Origin of the sequence: Gluconobacter sp. P1C6_b (genome assembly GCF_018811945.1) — a bacterium.
In the GTDB taxonomy this organism is placed as follows: Bacteria; Pseudomonadota; Alphaproteobacteria; order Acetobacterales; family Acetobacteraceae; genus Gluconobacter.
Map to the genome: position 1 here is coordinate 126,948 of NZ_JACRVU010000002.1, position 18,290 is coordinate 145,237.

At 61.9% G+C, this 18,290-nt stretch carries 16 protein-coding genes; 8 read left to right on the forward strand and 8 right to left on the reverse strand.

Annotated elements, in window-relative coordinates:
• Window positions 1-59: 59 nt before the first annotated feature.
• Window positions 60-1,472: a cardiolipin synthase gene (gene cls, locus KP701_RS02370; protein WP_215745556.1), complete on the forward strand. Its 1,413-nt coding sequence runs from the start codon at window positions 60-62 to the stop codon at window positions 1,470-1,472.
• A 5-nt stretch (window positions 1,473-1,477) separates the two neighbouring features.
• Here cls and KP701_RS02375 read toward each other — a convergent pair whose 3' ends face one another.
• Together KP701_RS02375 and KP701_RS02380 are read right to left on the reverse strand one after the other, a co-directional pair.
• The gene (locus KP701_RS02375) at window positions 1,478-2,104 is read right to left on the reverse strand and encodes an endonuclease/exonuclease/phosphatase family protein (RefSeq protein ID WP_215745557.1); all 627 of its coding nucleotides are present in this window, start codon (window positions 2,102-2,104) and stop codon (window positions 1,478-1,480) included.
• Window positions 2,101-3,180 (reverse strand): AI-2E family transporter, encoded by a 1,080-nt coding sequence (locus KP701_RS02380; RefSeq protein ID WP_215745558.1) that lies wholly within the window; start codon window positions 3,178-3,180, stop codon window positions 2,101-2,103. The genes KP701_RS02375 and KP701_RS02380 overlap by 4 nt, the downstream gene beginning before the upstream one ends.
• Before the next feature lie 129 nt (window positions 3,181-3,309).
• Here KP701_RS02380 and KP701_RS02385 point away from each other — a divergent pair, with 129 nt between their 5' ends.
• Both KP701_RS02385 and metC read left to right on the forward strand, forming a co-directional pair.
• Window positions 3,310-4,152, forward strand: coding sequence for a sulfurtransferase (locus tag KP701_RS02385; protein WP_215745559.1), 843 nt, complete (start codon window positions 3,310-3,312; stop codon window positions 4,150-4,152).
• The gene (gene metC, locus KP701_RS02390) at window positions 4,149-5,360 is read left to right on the forward strand and encodes a cystathionine beta-lyase (protein ID WP_215745560.1); all 1,212 of its coding nucleotides are present in this window, start codon (window positions 4,149-4,151) and stop codon (window positions 5,358-5,360) included. Before KP701_RS02385 ends, metC begins: the two co-directional genes overlap by 4 nt.
• 3 nt (window positions 5,361-5,363) lie before the next feature.
• Here the strand turns inward: metC and KP701_RS02395 are convergent, their stop codons facing one another.
• The 3 genes from KP701_RS02395 to KP701_RS02405 form a co-directional block, all read right to left on the reverse strand.
• The gene (locus KP701_RS02395) at window positions 5,364-6,866 is read right to left on the reverse strand and encodes a YifB family Mg chelatase-like AAA ATPase (RefSeq protein ID WP_215745561.1); all 1,503 of its coding nucleotides are present in this window, start codon (window positions 6,864-6,866) and stop codon (window positions 5,364-5,366) included.
• A 50-nt stretch (window positions 6,867-6,916) separates the two neighbouring features.
• Window positions 6,917-8,167, reverse strand: a complete 1,251-nt coding sequence (gene serA, locus KP701_RS02400; protein ID WP_215745562.1) for a phosphoglycerate dehydrogenase — start codon at window positions 8,165-8,167, stop codon at window positions 6,917-6,919.
• A 140-nt stretch (window positions 8,168-8,307) separates the two neighbouring features.
• Window positions 8,308-9,096, reverse strand: coding sequence for an inositol monophosphatase family protein (locus tag KP701_RS02405; protein ID WP_215745563.1), 789 nt, complete (start codon window positions 9,094-9,096; stop codon window positions 8,308-8,310).
• Between the two features lie 75 nt (window positions 9,097-9,171).
• Between KP701_RS02405 and KP701_RS02410 the strand changes: the two genes are divergently transcribed.
• Genes KP701_RS02410 through smpB form a run of 4 tightly spaced genes read left to right on the forward strand, consistent with a single transcriptional unit; the run spans window position 9,172 to window position 12,165 of the window.
• Window positions 9,172-9,897 carry a 3-deoxy-manno-octulosonate cytidylyltransferase gene (locus KP701_RS02410; RefSeq protein WP_215745672.1) on the forward strand — a complete coding sequence of 242 codons (726 nt, stop codon included), beginning with the start codon at window positions 9,172-9,174 and terminating at the stop codon, window positions 9,895-9,897.
• Entirely contained in the window at window positions 9,897-10,730 is an 834-nt protein-coding gene (locus tag KP701_RS02415; protein ID WP_215745564.1) for a prephenate dehydratase, read from the forward strand. The genes KP701_RS02410 and KP701_RS02415 overlap by 1 nt, the downstream gene beginning before the upstream one ends.
• Before the next feature lie 38 nt (window positions 10,731-10,768).
• Entirely contained in the window at window positions 10,769-11,662 is an 894-nt protein-coding gene (gene dapA, locus KP701_RS02420; protein WP_215745565.1) for a 4-hydroxy-tetrahydrodipicolinate synthase, read from the forward strand.
• An 8-nt stretch (window positions 11,663-11,670) separates the two neighbouring features.
• On the forward strand, window positions 11,671-12,165 hold the full coding sequence (gene smpB, locus KP701_RS02425; protein WP_011251661.1) for an SsrA-binding protein SmpB: 495 nt from the start codon (window positions 11,671-11,673) through the stop codon (window positions 12,163-12,165).
• A gap of 145 nt (window positions 12,166-12,310) precedes the next feature.
• Here the strand turns inward: smpB and KP701_RS16525 are convergent, their stop codons facing one another.
• Entirely contained in the window at window positions 12,311-12,997 is a 687-nt protein-coding gene (locus KP701_RS16525) for a cold-shock protein (protein ID WP_011251660.1), read from the reverse strand.
• Between the two features lie 277 nt (window positions 12,998-13,274).
• Here KP701_RS16525 and KP701_RS02435 point away from each other — a divergent pair, with 277 nt between their 5' ends.
• Complete coding sequence (locus KP701_RS02435; RefSeq protein ID WP_024717299.1) at window positions 13,275-14,276, forward strand: lipid A deacylase LpxR family protein; 1,002 nt, start codon at window positions 13,275-13,277, stop codon at window positions 14,274-14,276.
• A 55-nt stretch (window positions 14,277-14,331) separates the two neighbouring features.
• On the opposite strand, the gene KP701_RS02440 is transcribed toward KP701_RS02435, so the two are convergent.
• Window positions 14,332-16,032, reverse strand: coding sequence for a bifunctional diguanylate cyclase/phosphodiesterase (locus KP701_RS02440; protein WP_215745566.1), 1,701 nt, complete (start codon window positions 16,030-16,032; stop codon window positions 14,332-14,334).
• 78 nt (window positions 16,033-16,110) lie between these two features.
• Window positions 16,111-18,261 (reverse strand): ATP-dependent DNA helicase RecG, encoded by a 2,151-nt coding sequence (gene recG, locus KP701_RS02445; protein WP_215745567.1) that lies wholly within the window; start codon window positions 18,259-18,261, stop codon window positions 16,111-16,113.
• Window positions 18,262-18,290: the final 29 nt, after the last annotated feature.

Consider the following 18,290-nt stretch of genomic DNA (forward strand, 5'->3'; position numbering starts at 1 on the left):
AGAAGATCCGGGGGCTGATGTGCTGTTTGCAGCACAGGATGTCCGCCGCAGGGAGATTTATGACGCACTGGACCGTTTTCCACATTCTCATGCAGATCCTGCGGTGGACGCTGCCCCTGCTCGTCACGGTCCATGCGCTGGTGCACAAGCGCGATACGGCGTCCTGCACGGGCTGGATCGGCATCTGCTGGATTGCGCCCGTTCTGGGGACGGTGCTGTATCTGATGTTCGGGATCAACCGTGTCCGGCGCCGGGCGCAGAAAATGGTCAACCGGCATCTGTGGGAAGGGCGCGACCCATTGGCGCAGTACCGCCAGACCGTGGATGGCAATCTGGCGCCGCTTTCAAGGATGCTGGGGCGTCTGACGGAACGGCCCCTGATGCGGGGCAATTCGATCACCTGCCTGCATGACGGGGACAATGCCTATCCGGTGATGCTGGAGGCAATCGGGCAGGCCAAAAAATCGCTCATCCTGTGTTCCTACATTTTCCGCGATGATGAGGTCGGGCAGCGTTTTGCCGAGGCACTGGTGGAGGCGAAGCGGCGCGGGGTCGAGGTCCGGGTTCTGGTGGACGGGATTGGGAGCGGATATTTCCGCTGTGGGATCGAGCGTCGGCTCCGGCGTGAGGGGGTGCCCTGCGCGAGGTTCATGCATTCGGTCTGGCCCTGGCGCATGCCATTCATCAATCTGCGCAATCACCGCAAGATCCTCGTGGTGGACGGGACCATCGGTTTCATGGGCGGCCTGAACATCGGCGAGGAGAACATGCTCCGGCTTCGGACGAAGCTGCCTGTGGCGGATACGCATTTCCGCCTTCAGGGGCCGATCGTGCATCAGCTTGCCGTGGCGTTTGCCTGGGACTGGTCGTTCACGACGGGTGAGGAACTCGAAGGCGAGCGTTACCTGCCCGAGCCGTCCCCGGTGGGTGATGTGCCGATGCGCATCGTGACGTCAGGGCCGGATACGGATCTGGAAAAGATCGAATACGGGATGTTGCAGGCCTTCGCGCTGGCCCGGCGCCATATCTGGGTCATGACGCCATATTTCCTGCCGGATGACCGCTTCTCGACAGAGCTTATTCTTGCGGCCCTGCGCGGTGTGGTGATTGATATCGTCGTGCCTAAAAGCAGCAATCATGCCCTGATCGACCATGCGCGGGATGCCAATCTTCGGCCGTTTCTGGATGCGGGCTGCCGGGTGTGGATGGCCGATCCTCCGTTCAATCATTCCAAGCTGATGGTCGTGGATGACGAATGGAGCTTCGTGGGAAGTGCGAATATCGACATGCGCTCCCTACGGCTGAACTTCGAAATCAATCTGGAAATCTATGACCGGGGTGTGGCCAAAGACCTGTCCACGTTCATGGAGACGCATCGGCGCAACCGGCTGACGCACCATGATCTGGACAGCATGCCGTTCCCGATCCGGATGAGGAATTCCGCCATCAGGCTCCTGCTGCCGTATCTGTAAGGCTGTTACGCACCCAGTCTGAGGGTGACGCAGATAGGGCGGTGATCGGAGCCGAAGCGTGGCAGAGCGCGGGCTTCGAGACGGGACAGGCCCCGTACGAGGCAGCGGTCAAGCCTCAGCGGAACATGGTTCAGCATCCGGTGGGTCTTCTCTTTGGGGCCAACATCCAGAAAGCCCGGGAGCAGGACGGGACCGACAAGGTTGAAATCGCCCATGATGACGGCGCGGTGGCGCATGTTGGTGCTGATGCTGCGAAGCTGGCGCCGGTTGAGGATCTGGCCATGCGACAGATGCACGTTGGCGAGCGAGAAGCTGCCGAAATCGATAAGCTGGGCCGTGCGCTTGACCAGAAGACCACGTGGCAGGCGGCAGAATGAGGGAGGGCGCGTAAACGGCAGGCGACTCCAGCAGGCTGTTCCATGTGGTCTGCCGGGAAGCGGGATGCGGTCGTAATAGCCGCCGAGGATTTCAGGAAGTTCGTCTACCGCTGTCTGCGCTTCCTGCATGACGACGATATCGGGATCTTCCGCACGGATGACTGTCAGAACGTCTTCGAGTGAGGCGCCTTCCCACCGGTAGAGGTTCCAGCTCAGGATCTTGAAAGAGGCTCCGGACAGAAGGGATGTCGTCATTTCGGAGGCTCCGGCAGATAGAGGGGGTTGCGTTCGCGATGATGGGGGCCGGCGGCGAACTCGCTGGTCAGGGTATAGCCGACAGCCAGCAGGACGGGGCCGAGGAAGATGCCCACGCCGCCAAAGGTCACGATGCCGCCGAGAACGCCCAGGACGGTCAGCAGATAGGGCAACTGGGCACCGCGGGCGATGAAGGCCGGGCGGATGACATGATCGGCACCCGAGATGATGAGAATGCCGTAGATGGCCAGGAACAGCCCGTGTCCGAAATGGTGCGTCATGCCGAGCCAGATGGCGGCCGGGACCCAGACAAGCGGTGCGCCGATGGGAAAGACGGCGACGAAGGCGGTAATACCAGCCAGCAGGACGGGAGAGGGAACGCCAGCGAGCATGAGGCCGATCCCCGTAAGGACGCCCTGGATCAGGGCGGTGCCAAGGATGCCGTAAACCGTGCCACGGACCGTGCGGCCAATAATGTTGATGAGGCGCGGCGTGGTGTGGGGGCCGGCGATGCGGTCGATCAGGGCCGTGATGGTATTCCCCAGTGTGTCGCCGTTGAGCCACAGGAAGAAGGCCACGAACAGCGCCATGACCAGCTCGGCGAGGCCGCCGGCGAGGCGGAGCAGAACTGTCAGCGTAAGATGGGCGATCTGACCGGCATAGGGACGCAGCACCTCGGTCGCGAAGGCGCCGACGTCATGGCTGAAATGATGCCACGCACTCACAAGATGGGGACCGGCCATCGGAATACGGTTCAGCCAGGCGGGTGGTGGGTTCGCGCTGGTGACATGCAGGATCAGGGCGTCGATTTCTGAAATCGTGCCGGGAATGTCACTTATTCCCGCGCTCGTCAGCACGGCCAGCGGAACAACGATGAAGAGCGCGCTCAATGCCATCATGGCGAGAGCGGCCAGCGCAGGGCGGACATGTCGGCGCATGCGGCGATAGATCGGCCAGGTCGTGAAGGCGAGGATCGCGGCCCACAGGATGGCCGAGAGGAAAGGCCACAGGATGATGCCGCATCCATAGGCAATACCGGCCAGGATGAGGCCAAGGAGAATCCGCTCGGTCGTCATGCGGTGCCATTCTCCTGACTGGAGCCGGACGGGCGCCCGGACCGGCATGACTCTGTGGGCTGCGTGTTCATGGAGTGATACATTGGCACGCTCTGGCGTCGGACGCATCCCTCGACCTATGGTGTGGGTATGACGATCTCGCCACTTGTTGATGCCGCGACCCTGATCTCCGAGGTTGGCCGGTTCATTCCCCTTGATGCCAGCGTGCTTTTGCCGGGGCAGAAAGGCGACCTCGACGCCGCGTTCGCCCAGCGCCATCTGCCCGGCGCCCAGCGATTCGATATTGATGTCTTTGCGGACCCGGACAGCCCGCTTCCGCATACGGTGCCGGGGGCCGCGCGCTTCGCCCGGCTGATGGGTGCGCTCGGAGTGAGCGAAGATGTGCCGGTCGTGTTTTATGATGGTCGCGGAAGTGTCGGTGCCTGCCGGGGCTGGTGGCTTGCACGGCTGTTCGGGCACCGCAATGCGCGGATACTGGATGGTGGGCTGGAAGCCTGGCTGAAGGCAGGCGGCCCGGTGGAAGAGGGCGCAGCGCCCGCAAAGGAGCCAGTCCTTTTCCGTCCCTGTCCCCGCTACGGGCTTCTGGCGGGTTCGGGGGATGTTCGGCTTGCGCTGGAGCGGGAGGGCAGTCTCGTTCTCGATGCCCGGAGCGCAGGGCGGTTTGCTGCGACAGTTCCGGAGTCACGTCCCGGTGTACGGAGCGGCCACATGCCGGGGGCGAGGAGTATGGACTGGACTCGTCTTGTGGATGAAAGCGGCTGTTTTCTGCCTGCACCAGAATTGAAGCAGATTCTCGCCGCTGCGCAAGGGCAATCGGTGATCGCGACCTGCGGCTCCGGGCTGACAGCCGCGACAATCGTAGCGGCTTTGGCGATCGCGGGATATGGCGATGCGACTTTATATGATGGATCCTGGGCGGAATGGGGCAGCGACCCTGACGCCCCGGTTGTGACGGGAGAAGCGGAAGCATGAGCGATCTGGACAAGCAGGTCAGTGCGGGATGGAGCCGGATGGCCTCCATGCTGGTGCGTGAGGGACGTTCGCATGATCTGCCGGAGACGGGAGTGTTCGTGAACCCGCCGGTCACTCGTGGCTCGACGGTTCTGTTTCCAACGCTGGAAGCCATGAACCGGACGGATGGGCGCAGTCACGCGCACAAGATGGTTTATGGAGCGATGGGATCGCCGATCCAGCACCAGCTTGAGGAAATGCTCAGCCTGATCGAAGGCGGCACGCATACGCAGGTCGTCAATTCAGGTCTTGCGGCCTGCACGATGCCGCTTCTGGCGTTTCTGGGATGTGGGGATCATCTGCTGCTGCCCGACTCGGTTTACGGACCCACACGGCGGTTTGCGGGTACAATGCTGCAACGGCTGGGCGTGGCGACAACCTATTATCCGCCCATGGCGTCACGTGCCGAGATCACGGCCCTTGTGCGGCCGGAGACAAAGGTCCTGTTCGCCGAAAGTCCGGGCAGTCATACGTTTGAAGTTCAGGATGTGCCGATGCTGGCTGAGGTGGCGCACGAGGCTGGTGCGCTGCTGATGCTCGATAATACCTGGGGGATCGGGGTGTTCCAGCCCTTCGTGCATGGGGTGGATGTGTCGATCCAGGCGCTGACGAAATATCCCGCCGGGCATTCGGACGTCATCATGGGATCCATCACGGTCAATGACGAAACGCACTGGAAAACGCTGCGCGATGCGGCGATCCAGCTCGGGCAATGCGCCGGGCCAGATGACTGCTGGCTGACATTGCGCGGACTGCGGACGATGGGTGTGCGGCTGGCGCATCAGTCGCGCTCGGCACTGGAAATCGCGCAGTGGCTGAAAACACGGCCTGAGGTGGCGCGGGTTCTGCATCCTGCACTGGAAGATTGCCCCGGGCACGAGTTCTGGAAACGCGACTTTACGGGAGCGTGTGGGCTTTTCGGAGTGGAGCTTCAGCCGGAAATTTCCGTTGAGGCCGCTGAACGCATGATCGACGGACTGAGTCTGTTCGGGATCGGCGCCTCCTGGGGCGGCTACGAAAGTCTGGTCCTGCCGACCACAGGGCATATCCGGCGCGTGACGGGTGAGTGTGGCCCGACATCTGCGACATTCCGTCTGCATATCGGGCTGGAAGATGTGGAGGACCTGAAGACCGATCTGGCCCGCGGGCTGGACAGCCTTCAGTTCTGAACCTTAACGGCGACGGAAGGTGAGGGCTTCGGCGACGTGATGGCGCTGGATGCTCTGGGTGCCTTCCAGATCGGCGATGGTGCGGGAGACCCGGATCAGACGTGTGATACCCCGATTGGACAGGCGCAATTTTTCGGCGGCCTGTTCGGCAAGGGAACGGGCGTCATCATCCATATCGAGCTGGTCGGGAGAAACCTGCGAATTGGGGACGCCCTGACGGTCGATCTGTCTCTGGCGCGCCAGTTCGACACGCGCCCGAACCGTGGCGCTGCTCTCGCCCTTCGGCGCACGGCTGATTTCGATGGGAGATAAAGGCTCGATCTGCACGCACAGATCCATGCGATCGAGCATCGGGCCGGAAATCTTGGCCGTGTAATCCTCGCCGCAACGGGGAGCCTTGCGACAGCTCCGCTCAGGGTCACCCAGATAGCCACAGCGGCAGGGATTCATGGCGGCAATGAACTGGAAACGTGCCGGATAGGTCGTGTGATGCGCCGCGCGGGCGATGGAAATGCTGCCGGTCTCGATCGGCTGACGCAGGGATTCCAGACAGGATCGTGAAAATTCGGGCACTTCGTCAAGGAACAGCACGCCATTATTGGCAAGGCTGACCTCGCCGGGCCGGGCTTTTGCTCCGCCACCCACAATGGCAGGAAGGCTCGCACTGTGATGTGGCGCGCGATAGGGCGGTCGGACAACCAGCCTTCCATTCTGCAGAATGCCTGAAACGCTATGAATCCGGCTTGTTTCCAAGGCTTCTTCCCGTGTCAGGTTGGGCAAAATGCCGGGCAGACGGCTGGCGAGCATGGATTTTCCCGCACCCGGTGGTCCGCTCATGAGCATCGAATGAGCGCCTGCGGCAGCAATTTCCAGAGCGCGCCGCCCGATTGCCATCCCTTTGACGTCCGCAAGATCGGGCCCGTACTCCATGACATGTTCGGTCGGGAGCGGGGCCGGGGACAGGATCTGCTGTCCCTGAAAATGGGAGACGAGGGCCGCAAGTGTAGGCGCCCCGAGAACGTCCGTGCTGCCATTGCCCCAGCGTGCTTCAATGGCCTGTGCGGCCGGACAGATCAGTCCGAGCTTATCCTCGACGGCGCCGATGGCAGCGGACAGAACGCCTGCGACGGGATTGATGCGTCCGTCCAGTGACAGTTCGCCGACAGCCGCATAGGCCGAGACGGCCTCAAAGGAGAGGATACCCATCGCACACAGCAGTCCGAGTGCGATGGGCAGATCGAAATGCGCGCCTTCCTTGAGAAGATCGGCCGGGACGAGATTGACCAGAATGCGTTTCGGGGGAAGCGCCAGCCCCATGGCTGTCAGGGCAGCACGGACACGTTCGCGAGCTTCGCCGACGGATTTGTCCGCCAGCCCCACGACGAGAAACGCCGGTAGGCCGCTGGAAACCTGGACCTCGACCGTGACTGGAACGGCTTCGATACCCGAGAAGGCGAAGCTCTGGATGCGGGCGAGGGCAGGTGTATGCGGGCTGGGACTCGTCATGAGACAAATCCTAGCCCGAAATTATTTACCGTTGGTTAACGACAAGGGTGTCAGGCGCGCTGGTACAGCAGACGGGCACGCAGTGTGCCATCGAGGGCCTTGAGACCGTCCAGCAGCTTCGTGTCCATGTCAGGGCCTTCCGACTCGGCTTCGACAACGACGTACCCGACTTCACCGTCCGTCTGGAGGTACTGGGCCGTTACGTTGCAGTTCTGCGAGGCGAACAGATCATTGATCTGGCGCATGATGCCGGGACGGTTGGCATGGACATGCATGAAGCGCGTGCCACGGGGGCGTTCGGGAAGCTGGACGCTGGGGAAGTTGACGGATCCGATCGTGGAGCCGACGTCGGAATAATCGACCAGCTTGCGGGCGACTTCGACGCCGATGCGCTCCTGAGCTTCCATCGTGGAGCCGCCGATATGCGGCGTGAGGATGACGTTCTCGAGGCCCTGAAGCGGTGTTTTGAACTCTTCGCCGGCTTTCTTGGGTTCGACCGGGAACACGTCCACGCCCGCGCCCATCAGGTGTCCGTTCTTCAGCGCAGCCGCGAGGGCCTCAAGGTCCACGACGTTACCGCGCGCGTTGTTGAGCAGGATGGAATTGGGCTTCATGGCCCGGATTTCCGTCTCTCCGATCAGCAGATCGGTCTCCGGCGTCTGCGGAACATGGAGGCTGACGATGTCGGACTGTGCGAGCAGGTCATGCAGGGTGGACACGGCGATGGCGTTGCCATGCGGCAGGCGCGGCATCACGTCGAAATACAGAACGCGCATGCCAAACGCTTCGGCCAGAACCGAAAGCTGCGAGCCGATGGAGCCGTAACCGACGATGCCGAGCGTCTTGCCACGGACTTCCCACGCATTGGTGGCGGATTTGTCCCAGCCGCCCCTGTGGCAGGCTTCCGAGCGCGACGGGATGCGGCGCAGCAGCATGACAACTTCACCCATGACCAGCTCGGCCACGGACCGGGTGTTGCTGAACGGCGCGTTGAAGACGGGAATGCCGAGCATACGGGCTGCGTTCAGATCGACCTGGTTCGTGCCGATGCAGAAGCAGCCAATGGCCATGAGGCGGTCTGCGCCTTCCAGGACTTCGCGTGTCAACTGCGTCCGGCTGCGGATGCCGACCATGTGCACACCCTGAAGGGCTTCCTTCAGCGCGTCGCCTTCGAGTGCACCCTTGACGCGCGTCACTTCGGTGTAGCCTTCGGCTGCGAAATGGGCTGCGGCGCTTTCGTGAATGCCTTCCAGAAGAAGAATGCGGATCTTGTTCTTGGGGAGAGAGAACTGCGTTTCCATAAATCCGTCCCGGTCATGAACCGGAAGGCTCCGGTTTCAATTCAAACTGCTTCCATCAGGTCTGGCCGTGACCAGACCGGTCCCGGCTCATGTCTGCCGCCACGTTCGCCGGGGTCCTCTCCCTAGCCGATTGGCGGGATTCAGGAAAGGTGGCGGACGAGTTCGGGAAGCAGGGTTGCGTCTCCGCAGGCCAGAACGGTGCCGTCGCTTTCGAGTGTGAGGGGATTCCCCTGCCAGTCCGTGATGCGGCCGCCCGCGCCTTCCACCACGGGAACAAGCGCCCCCCAGTCCCAGGGTTTCATGGTGCACTCGGCAATGACATCGATCTGGCCCAGGGCAAGGAGGCCGTATGCATAGCAGTCTCCGCCCCATGACGTGCGGCGGGTATGTTTTTGCAGGTTGGCAAAGCGGGGAGCATGCGCGTCAGTCATGATTTCGGGTGCCGTGCAGGACAGTTCTGCTGCCGCCGCTTCCGGGCAGGGGCGCGTACCGATGGTGCCGGGCAGGCGGTCGGACAGGAAGGTGGTCGACCGCCCCGTAATTCCGAGCCAGCGCTCGCCTGTAACGGGTTGGTCGATCAGCCCGAGGACAGGGCGGCCTTTGTGAAAGAGCGCAATGAGGGTGCCGAAAGTGGGGCGGCCGGTCAGGAAAGCACGGGTGCCATCAATAGGATCGAGAACCCAGAGCCAGTCGCTGCTGGCGCCACTGATGCCGTTTTCCTCGCCAAGGATGGCGTGCTCTGGAAGGCGTTCCTCAAGAATGCTGCGCATGGCCTGTTCGGCCTGACGGTCCGCGATGGTGACGGGGCTGTCGTCAGATTTGGTGTCGGGGCGAAGGGACGTCCGGAAATGGGGCAGGACGGTCCTGCGGGCGATGTCCGCGCAGGCTGTCGCAGCGTCGATGGCAGTCTGCAGAACCGTTTCACTCATGATTTTCGTCTATTCCCGTCCCAGGAGCGTGGCGTGAGATTGACGCCCGTTCTGGGGGGCGGCATCAGAGGGGCCATGCATCCGATCATCGTTATCCCCTCCAGACTTGCTTCGACCCGCCTGCCGCGCAAGCCCCTCGCTGATATTGGCGGCGTGCCGATGATCGTCCGGGTGGTCCGGCGTGCGCTGGCCGCGAAGGCCGGACCGGTTGTTGTTGCGGCGGGAGATCCTGAAATCCTTGATGTCATCAGGGATATTCCCGATGTACAGGGGGTGCTCACCGACTCGGGACTGGCGAGCGGGTCCGACCGTGTGCAGGCCGCACTTGCCGAGGTGGACCCTGAGGGCAGGCACGATGTGGTGATCAACCTTCAGGGTGATCTGCCCCTGATCGAACCGTCCAGCCTGACTGCTGTTCTGAAGCCACTGGAAGATCCCACGTTCGATATCGGAACACTGGCGGCTCCCGTGACCAGCGATGCCGAGCGCGATGCCTCGCAGGTCGTGAAGATTGCCTGCGCGTTTGGCGAGGGCGACGTGGCGCGCGCGCTGTATTTCTCCCGCCTGCCCATTCCATGGGGCGAGGGGACACACTGGCATCACGTCGGGATCTATGCCTGGCGTCGTGCGGCGCTGGAGCGTTTCGTGACGCTTCCGCCCTCCGCGCTGGAGCGTCGGGAAAGTCTGGAACAGCTGCGGGCCCTGGAAGCCGGCATGACGATCGGCTGTGCGAGGATTGACCACGCGCCTCAGGGCGTGGATACGCCTGCTGATCTTGAGCATGTGAGAGGATTGGTCTGATGCCGGTCATTGCATTTCAGGGCCGCCCCGGCGCCTATTCTGATCTGGCCTGCCGTCAGGCGCGTCCGGGCTGGACAACGCTGCCCTGTCCGACATTTGCCGATGCGATCGACGCCGTGCATGACGGCCGGGCGGACGAAGCGCTTCTGGCGTGTGAGAATACACTGGCCGGGCGTGTGCCGGACATTCATTCACTTCTGCCGGACGCCGGGCTTCACATCGTTGGGGAATATTTCCAGCGCGTCGAACACTGCCTGCTGGGCGTACCGGGTGCGAAGATCGAAGATGTCCGCCGGATTCACACACATCCCGTTGCTTTGGGACAGGTTCGCAGACTGATCAGCGAACTGGGTGTGGAGCCGGTGGCGCAGTTCGATACGGCGGGTGCGGCCGAGATGGTGGCACAGTGGGGACGTAAGGAAGATGCTGCGATTGCGTCTTCTCTGGCGGCCGAGCTGAACGGTCTGACGGTGCTTCGGAGCAATGTCGAGGACGCTTCGCACAACACGACGCGCTTTTATCGCGTGGCCCGCATGCCTTGTATTCCCTCGCCCGAGCGCACAGATGTGCTGACGACGCTGCTGATGCGGGTCGGGAACTGTCCGGGTGCGCTCTATGCGGCATTGGGTGGATTTTCCCGGCATGGTATCAACATGACGCGGATCGAAAGCTACATGCTGGACGGCTCGTTTGCGGCGACGCAGTTCCTGATGGATGTCGAGGGACATCCGGAACAGGCCTCTCTGGCGGCGGCGCTCGCGGAACTGGAGCAGGTCAGCGACGATCTGAGAATTCTGGGTGTTTACCCAAGCAGTCTCTCACGCCGGGCGTGAGGGCAGGACAGGCAGAGCCCATGACAGAAGGCGGAACAATGGCTGACACGAGCATGTATCAGGGGTCGCTGACGGCTCTGGTCACTCCGATGCATACGGACGGACGGATTGATTTCGACGTTTCGACAAAGCTGATCGAGCGTCAGATCGAAGCCGGGACCACGGCACTGATCCCGGCCGGCACGACGGGCGAAAGCCCGACACTGTCGCATGAGGAGCATGGTCGCGTCGTGGCGCATTGCGTTGAGACCGCGAATGGTCGTGTCCGCGTCATGGCGGGTGCGGGTTCCAACAGCACGTCTGAAGCCGTTCTTATGGCAAAGCATGCCCATTCCGTCGGAGCGGACAGTCTGCTGGTGGTTGTGCCGTATTACAACAAGCCGTCACAGGAAGGGCTGTACCGCCATTTCATGACGATTGCCGATGCGACGCCTCTGCCGATGTTCCTGTACTGCATCCCTGGCCGCTCGGTTGTGGACATCTCGGTGACGACCATGGCGCGTCTGGGCGAACATCCCAATATCGTCGGTACCAAGGACGCGACCGCCAATATGGCCCGGCCCATCGCGGTTCGTCGTGCCGTGGACAAGCCGTTCAACCAGCTTTCCGGCGACGATAACAGTGTCCTGTCATTCCTTGCCGCAGGTGGCGACGGATGTATCGGCGTGACGTCCAATGTTGTGCCGCATCTATGCGCGGACATGCATCTGGCTTGGCAGGAAGGGCGGATCGAGGATGCAATCGCCATTCAGGATCATCTGACACCGCTGCATGATGCCATGTTCATGGAAAGTAATCCCGGTCCGGTGAAATATGCGCTGTCCAGACTCGGACTGTGCAATCCGACTCTGCGCCTGCCCCTCGTAGAGCCGCAGGAAGAGACGCGTCGGGCCATCGATGCGGCCCTGCGCTCGCTTGAGCTTCTGGACTGATCACAGGTATGGCCGGAAAGAAAACCAAGAGCGGCATGATTTCCCATGGCATGGCCGCACAGAACCGCAAGGGGCGGTTTGACTATACGATTCTGGAAACGACTGAAGCTGGAATCGTTCTGAAGGGGCCGGAGGTGAAAAGCCTGCGTCTTGGCCGGGCGACGATTACGGAAGCCTATGCTGCCGAGCGGGACGGCGAGATCTGGCTCTTCAACTCCTATATTCCGGAATATCAGGGCGGCGTTCTCTCCCGGTTTGAGCCGCGTGCTCCGCGCAAGCTGCTGATGCACCGCAAGCAAATTGCGCATTTCCTGGGCGCTGTCAGCCGCGCGGGCGCCAGTCTGGTGCCGCTTGATATTCATTTCAATGCCCGTGGTATGGCTAAAGTGACGCTGGGCCTCGGTCAGGGACGCCGCAAGGAAGACAAGCGGCATGCCATTGCCGAGCGTGACTGGAAGCGGGACAAGGCGCGACTGGTCCGGAGCAGTGGCAAGGACTACTGAGCCGGTTTGCTCTGGCAATGAGGATTGGAAAAGGTCGGATTCTTCCGGCCTTTTTTATTGTCTGGCGGGAAATGCCGGCATGAAAAAAACCGCTGCAGCAGAAGCTGGCAGCGGCTTTTTCTACTCAGACCGAAGTCCGGGTCGTTCAGTCAGCGCTGATTTCAGCAGCTTCCGGACCCTTCTGGCCCTGAACAACCTTGACGTTGATCGTCTGGCCTTCGTCAAGCGTCGGCAGGCCCGAACGCTCGAGAGCGGAGGCGTGGACGAAGATGTCCTTGCCGCCGGATTCCGGCGTGATGAAGCCGAAGCCCTTCGTGGCGTTGTACCACTTGACCGTGCCACGCATGTCTTCAGCGCGGGACAGGTCCGGAGCCGGACGGCCCGGGCGTGCACCACCGAAGCGGGGCTGATCACCGAAAGCGGCGCGGGGACGCGGTGCTTCTGCCGTGCTCTCGTCAACGGAGAGGACTTCAGCGACCTGACGGCCCTTCGGACCCTGGCCGATGCGGACCACAACGGTCGCGCCCGGGTTCACGTTGCTGACACCAGCATTGGTGAGGGCGTTGGCGTGCAGGAAGATGTCGCCCGAGCCATCGGACAGTTCAACGAAACCGAAACCCTTCTCGGTGTTGAACCACTTCACGCGGGAGCTGATTTCCGGGCCTGAAGCTGCGACGAAGCTGTTACGACGGGGCGCGCCGTAGCCGCCACCACCATTTCCACCACCAAAGCCTCCACGATCGCCATAGGACGGCTGGGACGAGTATGTGTCGTCAAACCCGCCGCGGCGAGGTGAGTTGAAGCTGCTGCGGTCGGTTCTGTTGTTTCTCAACGGTCTAATCCCGAGACTGGGGTGTCATGATAGGGCGGACCCTGCCGTGACGTAATTTCAAAAATTTGGAAAAAAACGACGCTGTTTCTCTCCTGCAGCAATTCCTAGCACGCTTTTTTCCTTCTCTGCCACAGGGAATATGGGGCTGAAACATAACTCGCGCTAATTTTAAGATTGGGATGAGACCCGTCGACACTTTGATTCCGGTCGTGAAAATGACATACACACGTTTCCCAGTACTTGGTGGTTCCCGATCCCGCGCGTAACAGAGGTGCCCATGCGAAGCCGACTGACTTTTTCCATTGGAGCCACTGCCGTGCTGGCGCTGTCTTCCACCGCCATGGCCACGCCGTTGCAGGATCCGTACGGAACCTGGACCGTCCAGGGTGAGAATGACGCGATTTCCACGCTGAAAGGGACGTCGGATCAGTATTATACGTCCGGTCTGCGCATCAACTGGACATCAGGAACGGACAATCTTCCGCGGCCTATCGCAAAGCTGAACCATATCCTGATGGGCGATGGCGTACAGCGTATCAGCATTGGTCTGCAGCAGATTATCGACACGCCGCGCGACACCCAGGCGGACAATCCGCCGCAGGGTGACCGCCCTTATGCCGGCCTGCTGCTGGGAACCGTGAACCTCATCAACGATACGGATCTTTCCCGGACCGTAATGGGAATCCAGTTCGGCATGCTTGGTCCGTCGGGACTCGGGCGTCAGGTTCAGAACGGCTTTCACAAGGCCATCAGCGATACGCCGAGCACGGGCTGGTCGCACCAGCTCGCGAATCAGCCGATCTTTCAGGTTCAGGCCGGCCGGATCTGGCGCGTGCCTGTCCTGAATGTCTATGGCATTCATGCTGACGTGCTGCCGGCGATTTCGGGTGCGGCGGGTGATTACCGGACCTATGCGGATGTGGCGACGACGTTCCGCATCGGGCAGGGTCTGGACAGTGACTTCGGCAATGCGACGATCGGACCGGGACTCGACGGCACGGATGCGTTCCGTGCGACCCGTCCTTTTGCCTGGTATTTCTACGGCGGTGTTGAAGGCCAGGCCGTGGGTTATGACGTGACGCTTCAGGGCAGCACGGTCCGCCCCAATGCGCCTCACGTCGAGAAGGTCTGGGATGTGGGTGAAATCCATGCCGGTGTGGCCGTGATGTGGCACGGCGTGCGTCTGTCCTACAGCCAGAACTGGCAGACGGCACAGTTCGAGACGCAGAAGGCGGGTCTGTTCAACTACGGATCGCTCAAGCTTTCGGTCAAGTTCTGACGTTTCCGGACCGGGGACTGAAAAGGCCGCTTCCCGTAAGGAAAGCGGCCTTTTTTCATGCCTGGGCGAGATGCGGGACGTGGCTGTCCCGGACTGGAGCTCCCAGCAGGTAACCCTGGACTTCCTCGCAGCCATTGGCGTCGAGCAGCGCCATCTGGTGTTCCGTTTCAACACCCTTCGCGCAGCAGGTGATGTTCAGGGAGCGGGCAAGGGAGAGAATGGCGTACATGATCTCGTCGGCGCGCATGTCCTCCCCCAGATACTGGACGAAGGCGCGGTCGAGCTTGATCTGGTCCAGCGGGTAGATCCGCAGCCTCTCCAGTGAGGAATAGCCGGCCCCGAAATCGTCAATGGCAAGGCGCACACCCAGCGCGCGGACGCGGGAGAGTTCGCGAAAGGCGATGTCGGAGGGACCGAAGGGGCGGCATTCGGACAGTTCGACCTGCAGTCGTCCGGGCGGAAGGCCTGTTTCGGTCAGGACGGTATCGACGAGCGGGGCAAGTCGTTCGTTGACCAGCCAGACCGGCGAGACATTCACACAGACCCGCAGCGGAGTCGGCCAGCGGAGGGCAGCCAGACAGGCATTGCGCAGGCTCCAGCTGTCGAGTGCCTCGATCATGCCGACTTCCTCGGCATAGCGGATGAAGAGATTGGGGGCGACTTCGCCATGACCCGGCCGGGTCCAGCGCAGAAGCGCCTCATGCCCGACGATCTTCTGGGAGGCCGTATCGACGATGGGCATCCATTTCAGGAAGAGGGCATCGTCTTCGACCGCCTTGAGCAGATCCTTCTCAAGGTTCGACGTGATGGCATAGGTGTTCGTGAGTTCTGCATTGGCGCGACGCTCATGGCCCCCACCCGTGCGATTGGCTTCGGTCAGGGCTGCGCGGGCAGCGAGGATCAACTGGTTTGCGTCTCCTGCGTCCTGTGGATAAACGCTCCATCCTGCTGAGATCGAGAAAGGAATGGCGCCCATATCCAGCGACACGGGTGTGCTCGAGATCTGCAGGATCGCATTGACCAGGGAACGGGTTGTGACGGCCGTAGTGCCTGGCGGTGTCAGAACCATGAAATGGCCGCCGCCGATCGAACTCAGGAAACAGCCTTCCGGCAGAACCGCTCTGAGACGGCGGATCATTTCCGCGAGGATCAGATCAGCCGTGTCCCATCCATAGCGGTCGTTGATCAGCGAGAGATGATCCAGGTTGAGATGGATCAGGCTGAACACGGCACGGCGTGAAAGCTTGCCTGTCCGTTCAATGAACTGATGAAGGATGCGGAGGCTTTCCTCGCGGTCCGGCAGCGAGGATTTCCCCGGATGTTCCGCAGTCTCGTTGGCAAGCTCGCCTGCGACGTCCTGCAGGGCGCGGCCAGCCGTGGCCGAGAAACTTCCGTCCGGCGGAGAGAGGGCAACCAGAAACAGTCCGGACTGGCCGTCACCCGAACTGGTGGAGACGGGGTATCCTATAAGAGAAAAGTCATCGGGCAACGGGCAGGAAAACGGGGTGTCGCCATCCCGATTCTGTTCCGATGAAAGAATAATCTTCCGTGTGGCTGCTTTCTGCAGTCCGGGCGGAAGGGGGCCGATGGCATGAAGAATATCCGGGGTGCTGCTTGCGGAGAGGTCCAGCAACGCGACTGCTGACCCGCCGGTCGCGGGCAGAAGCAGACGAAAGAGCAGGGATCGGCGATCCGAAGAGGTGCCAGAGTATTGGTGTGAAGTCTCTTTCTGAGCGTCTCTGGCAGGACTGCTCATCACTCGTGTACTCCATGAAATTCAGTTGAATGCATTACTGATCAAGTAGCAGCATTATATCCGCGTGAATTTTTCTGTCTAACCGGAAATCAGAAGTCTGTCCGGATCATTTCGGTCAAATATTTCCAGAAGAAGTCTGAGTGCGTGACCGCGGGGACCTTCCAGATGTGGATTGCGGGCGATTTCACGCTCGCTGTCCTGCTGCATGGTGGTCAGGAGCAGGCTGAGGCGCGCGCCCTGCGCCAGCCGGAAGCCGGGAAGTCCGGACTGCCTGTCCCCCGCGATGTCGCCACCGCCCCGGATCCTGTAATCTTCGTCGGCGATCAGGAAGCCGTCATTCGTGTCGCGCAGCAGGCTGAGCCGCCGGACGGCGGTGGGTGTGGCGGCCCTGTCGTGGAGCAGCAGGCAGAAGGACTGTTTCGAGCCACGCCCGACGCGCCCGCGAAGCTGGTGAAGCTGGGCCAGACCGAAGCGTTCGGCCTGTTCGATGACCATGACCGAAGCCGCCGGGATGTCCACGCCCACTTCAATGACGGTGGTGGCGACGAGAAGGCGCGTTTTGCCCAGACGGAACGTATCCAGCGCGTCCTGACGGACGGTAATGTCCTGCTTGCCGTGGGCGAGGCCGACCAGCCCTTCAAAACGCTGCTCCAGCGAGGCCCAGCGTTCTTCTGCCGCCGCTGCGGCCTGTGTCTCGCTGTTTTCGATGAGCGGGCAGACCCAGAAGACCTGCACACCATCGCCCAGGGCGCGGCTGATGCCGGCAAGCACGCTGTCGAGCGAGTCCATGCTGTGCAGGGTCGTGCGGATTGGCTGGCGGCCCGGCGGCTTTGAGTCCAGACGGCTGACGCTCATTTCGCCCCATTCCATGAGCTGGAGCGTGCGGGGGATGGGCGTTGCGGTCATGACGAGGATATCGGTCGCTTCCCCCTTGGCGCTCAGATTCATGCGCTGGCGAACGCCGAATCGATGCTGCTCGTCGATGACGGCGAGGCCGAGATCATGGAAGATCACGCCGTCCTGAAACAGGGCATGGGTGCCGACGACAATCTTTGCAGTCCCATCCGCGATGGCAGTGAGGGTCTTGCGCCGGGCTGCGCCCTTGATGGTGCCGCTCAGATAAACGCATTCGGTCGGACAGAGACGGGAAAGCGTTTCGAAATGCTGGCGTGCAAGGATTTCTGTGGGCGCCATCAGAGCGGCCTGCGCACCAGACTCGACGGTCTGGAGCATGGCGTTCATGGCGACGAAGGTCTTGCCTGCACCGACATCACCCTGAAGCAGACGCATCATGGGCGTTGAGGCCGAAAGATCGGCAGCGATTTCGGCAATGGCGATGGTCTGCGCGTGGGTCGGTTTGTGGCCGAAGCGTCGCAGCATTTCGGCCTGAAGTTCGCCGGTGCCAGGGAAACTGCGTCCGTGCCGCGCGCGGGCCTTGAGGCGGGCGAGACCGAAACAGAGCTGATCGGCCAGCAGTTCGTCGGCGGCGAGGCGGGACAGGGCGCGGTTGCGGACAGGCTCCCAGGCGATTTCCGGCGGAATGATCTCGGGGGACTGCATCAGGCGCAGGGCGTGTGTGAAGGACGGCCATTTGCGCTGAGTGACGAGGGCCGGGTCCAGCCATTCCGGTAAGTCGGGCAGCAGGGCCAGAGCGGCACGCATGGCTTTGCGGACCGTATAGGGAAACAGGCCCGCGGTCAGGGGCCAGACGGGTTCGAGCGAGGGGAAGCTGTCACGCTTGGCCCAGCTTACGACATGGTCGGGCTGGGGCATCGTCAGTTCGCCCTGAAACGTACCGGTCTTGCCGGAGACGAGGAGTTCGGTGCCCACGGTCGGGCTGGGCATGTTGCGCGTCTGGAAGAAAACCAGATCGAGCTTTCCGGTGTCGTCCTCAGTGCGGATGATGGAGGGCTGTCCGGGACGGCCGGCCTTGCGTAGGGCAAGGACGCGGACATGGGCTGTCAGGATTTCGCCGGGGGCGAGATTGTGTCCGTCTGCGACTGTGCGCAGAATGCGCCGGTCAACAACCCGTTCTGGCAGGGTGAACAGCAGATCCAGCACGCGTCGGCCGCCTGCGATTTTCTCCAGCAGGGTAGCGTGCCGGGGGCCGATGCCGGGCAGGCTCGTCAGCGGTGCGAAGAGAGGAGCGAGACGGTCGTCCCAGGCTTCGTTGCGCTGTTCTTTGTCGGAATGGGATGGAAGAGACTGCGGGAACTGTTCGGACGGCATCGTGACAACGGGCGCTTCCCGTGCTCCTC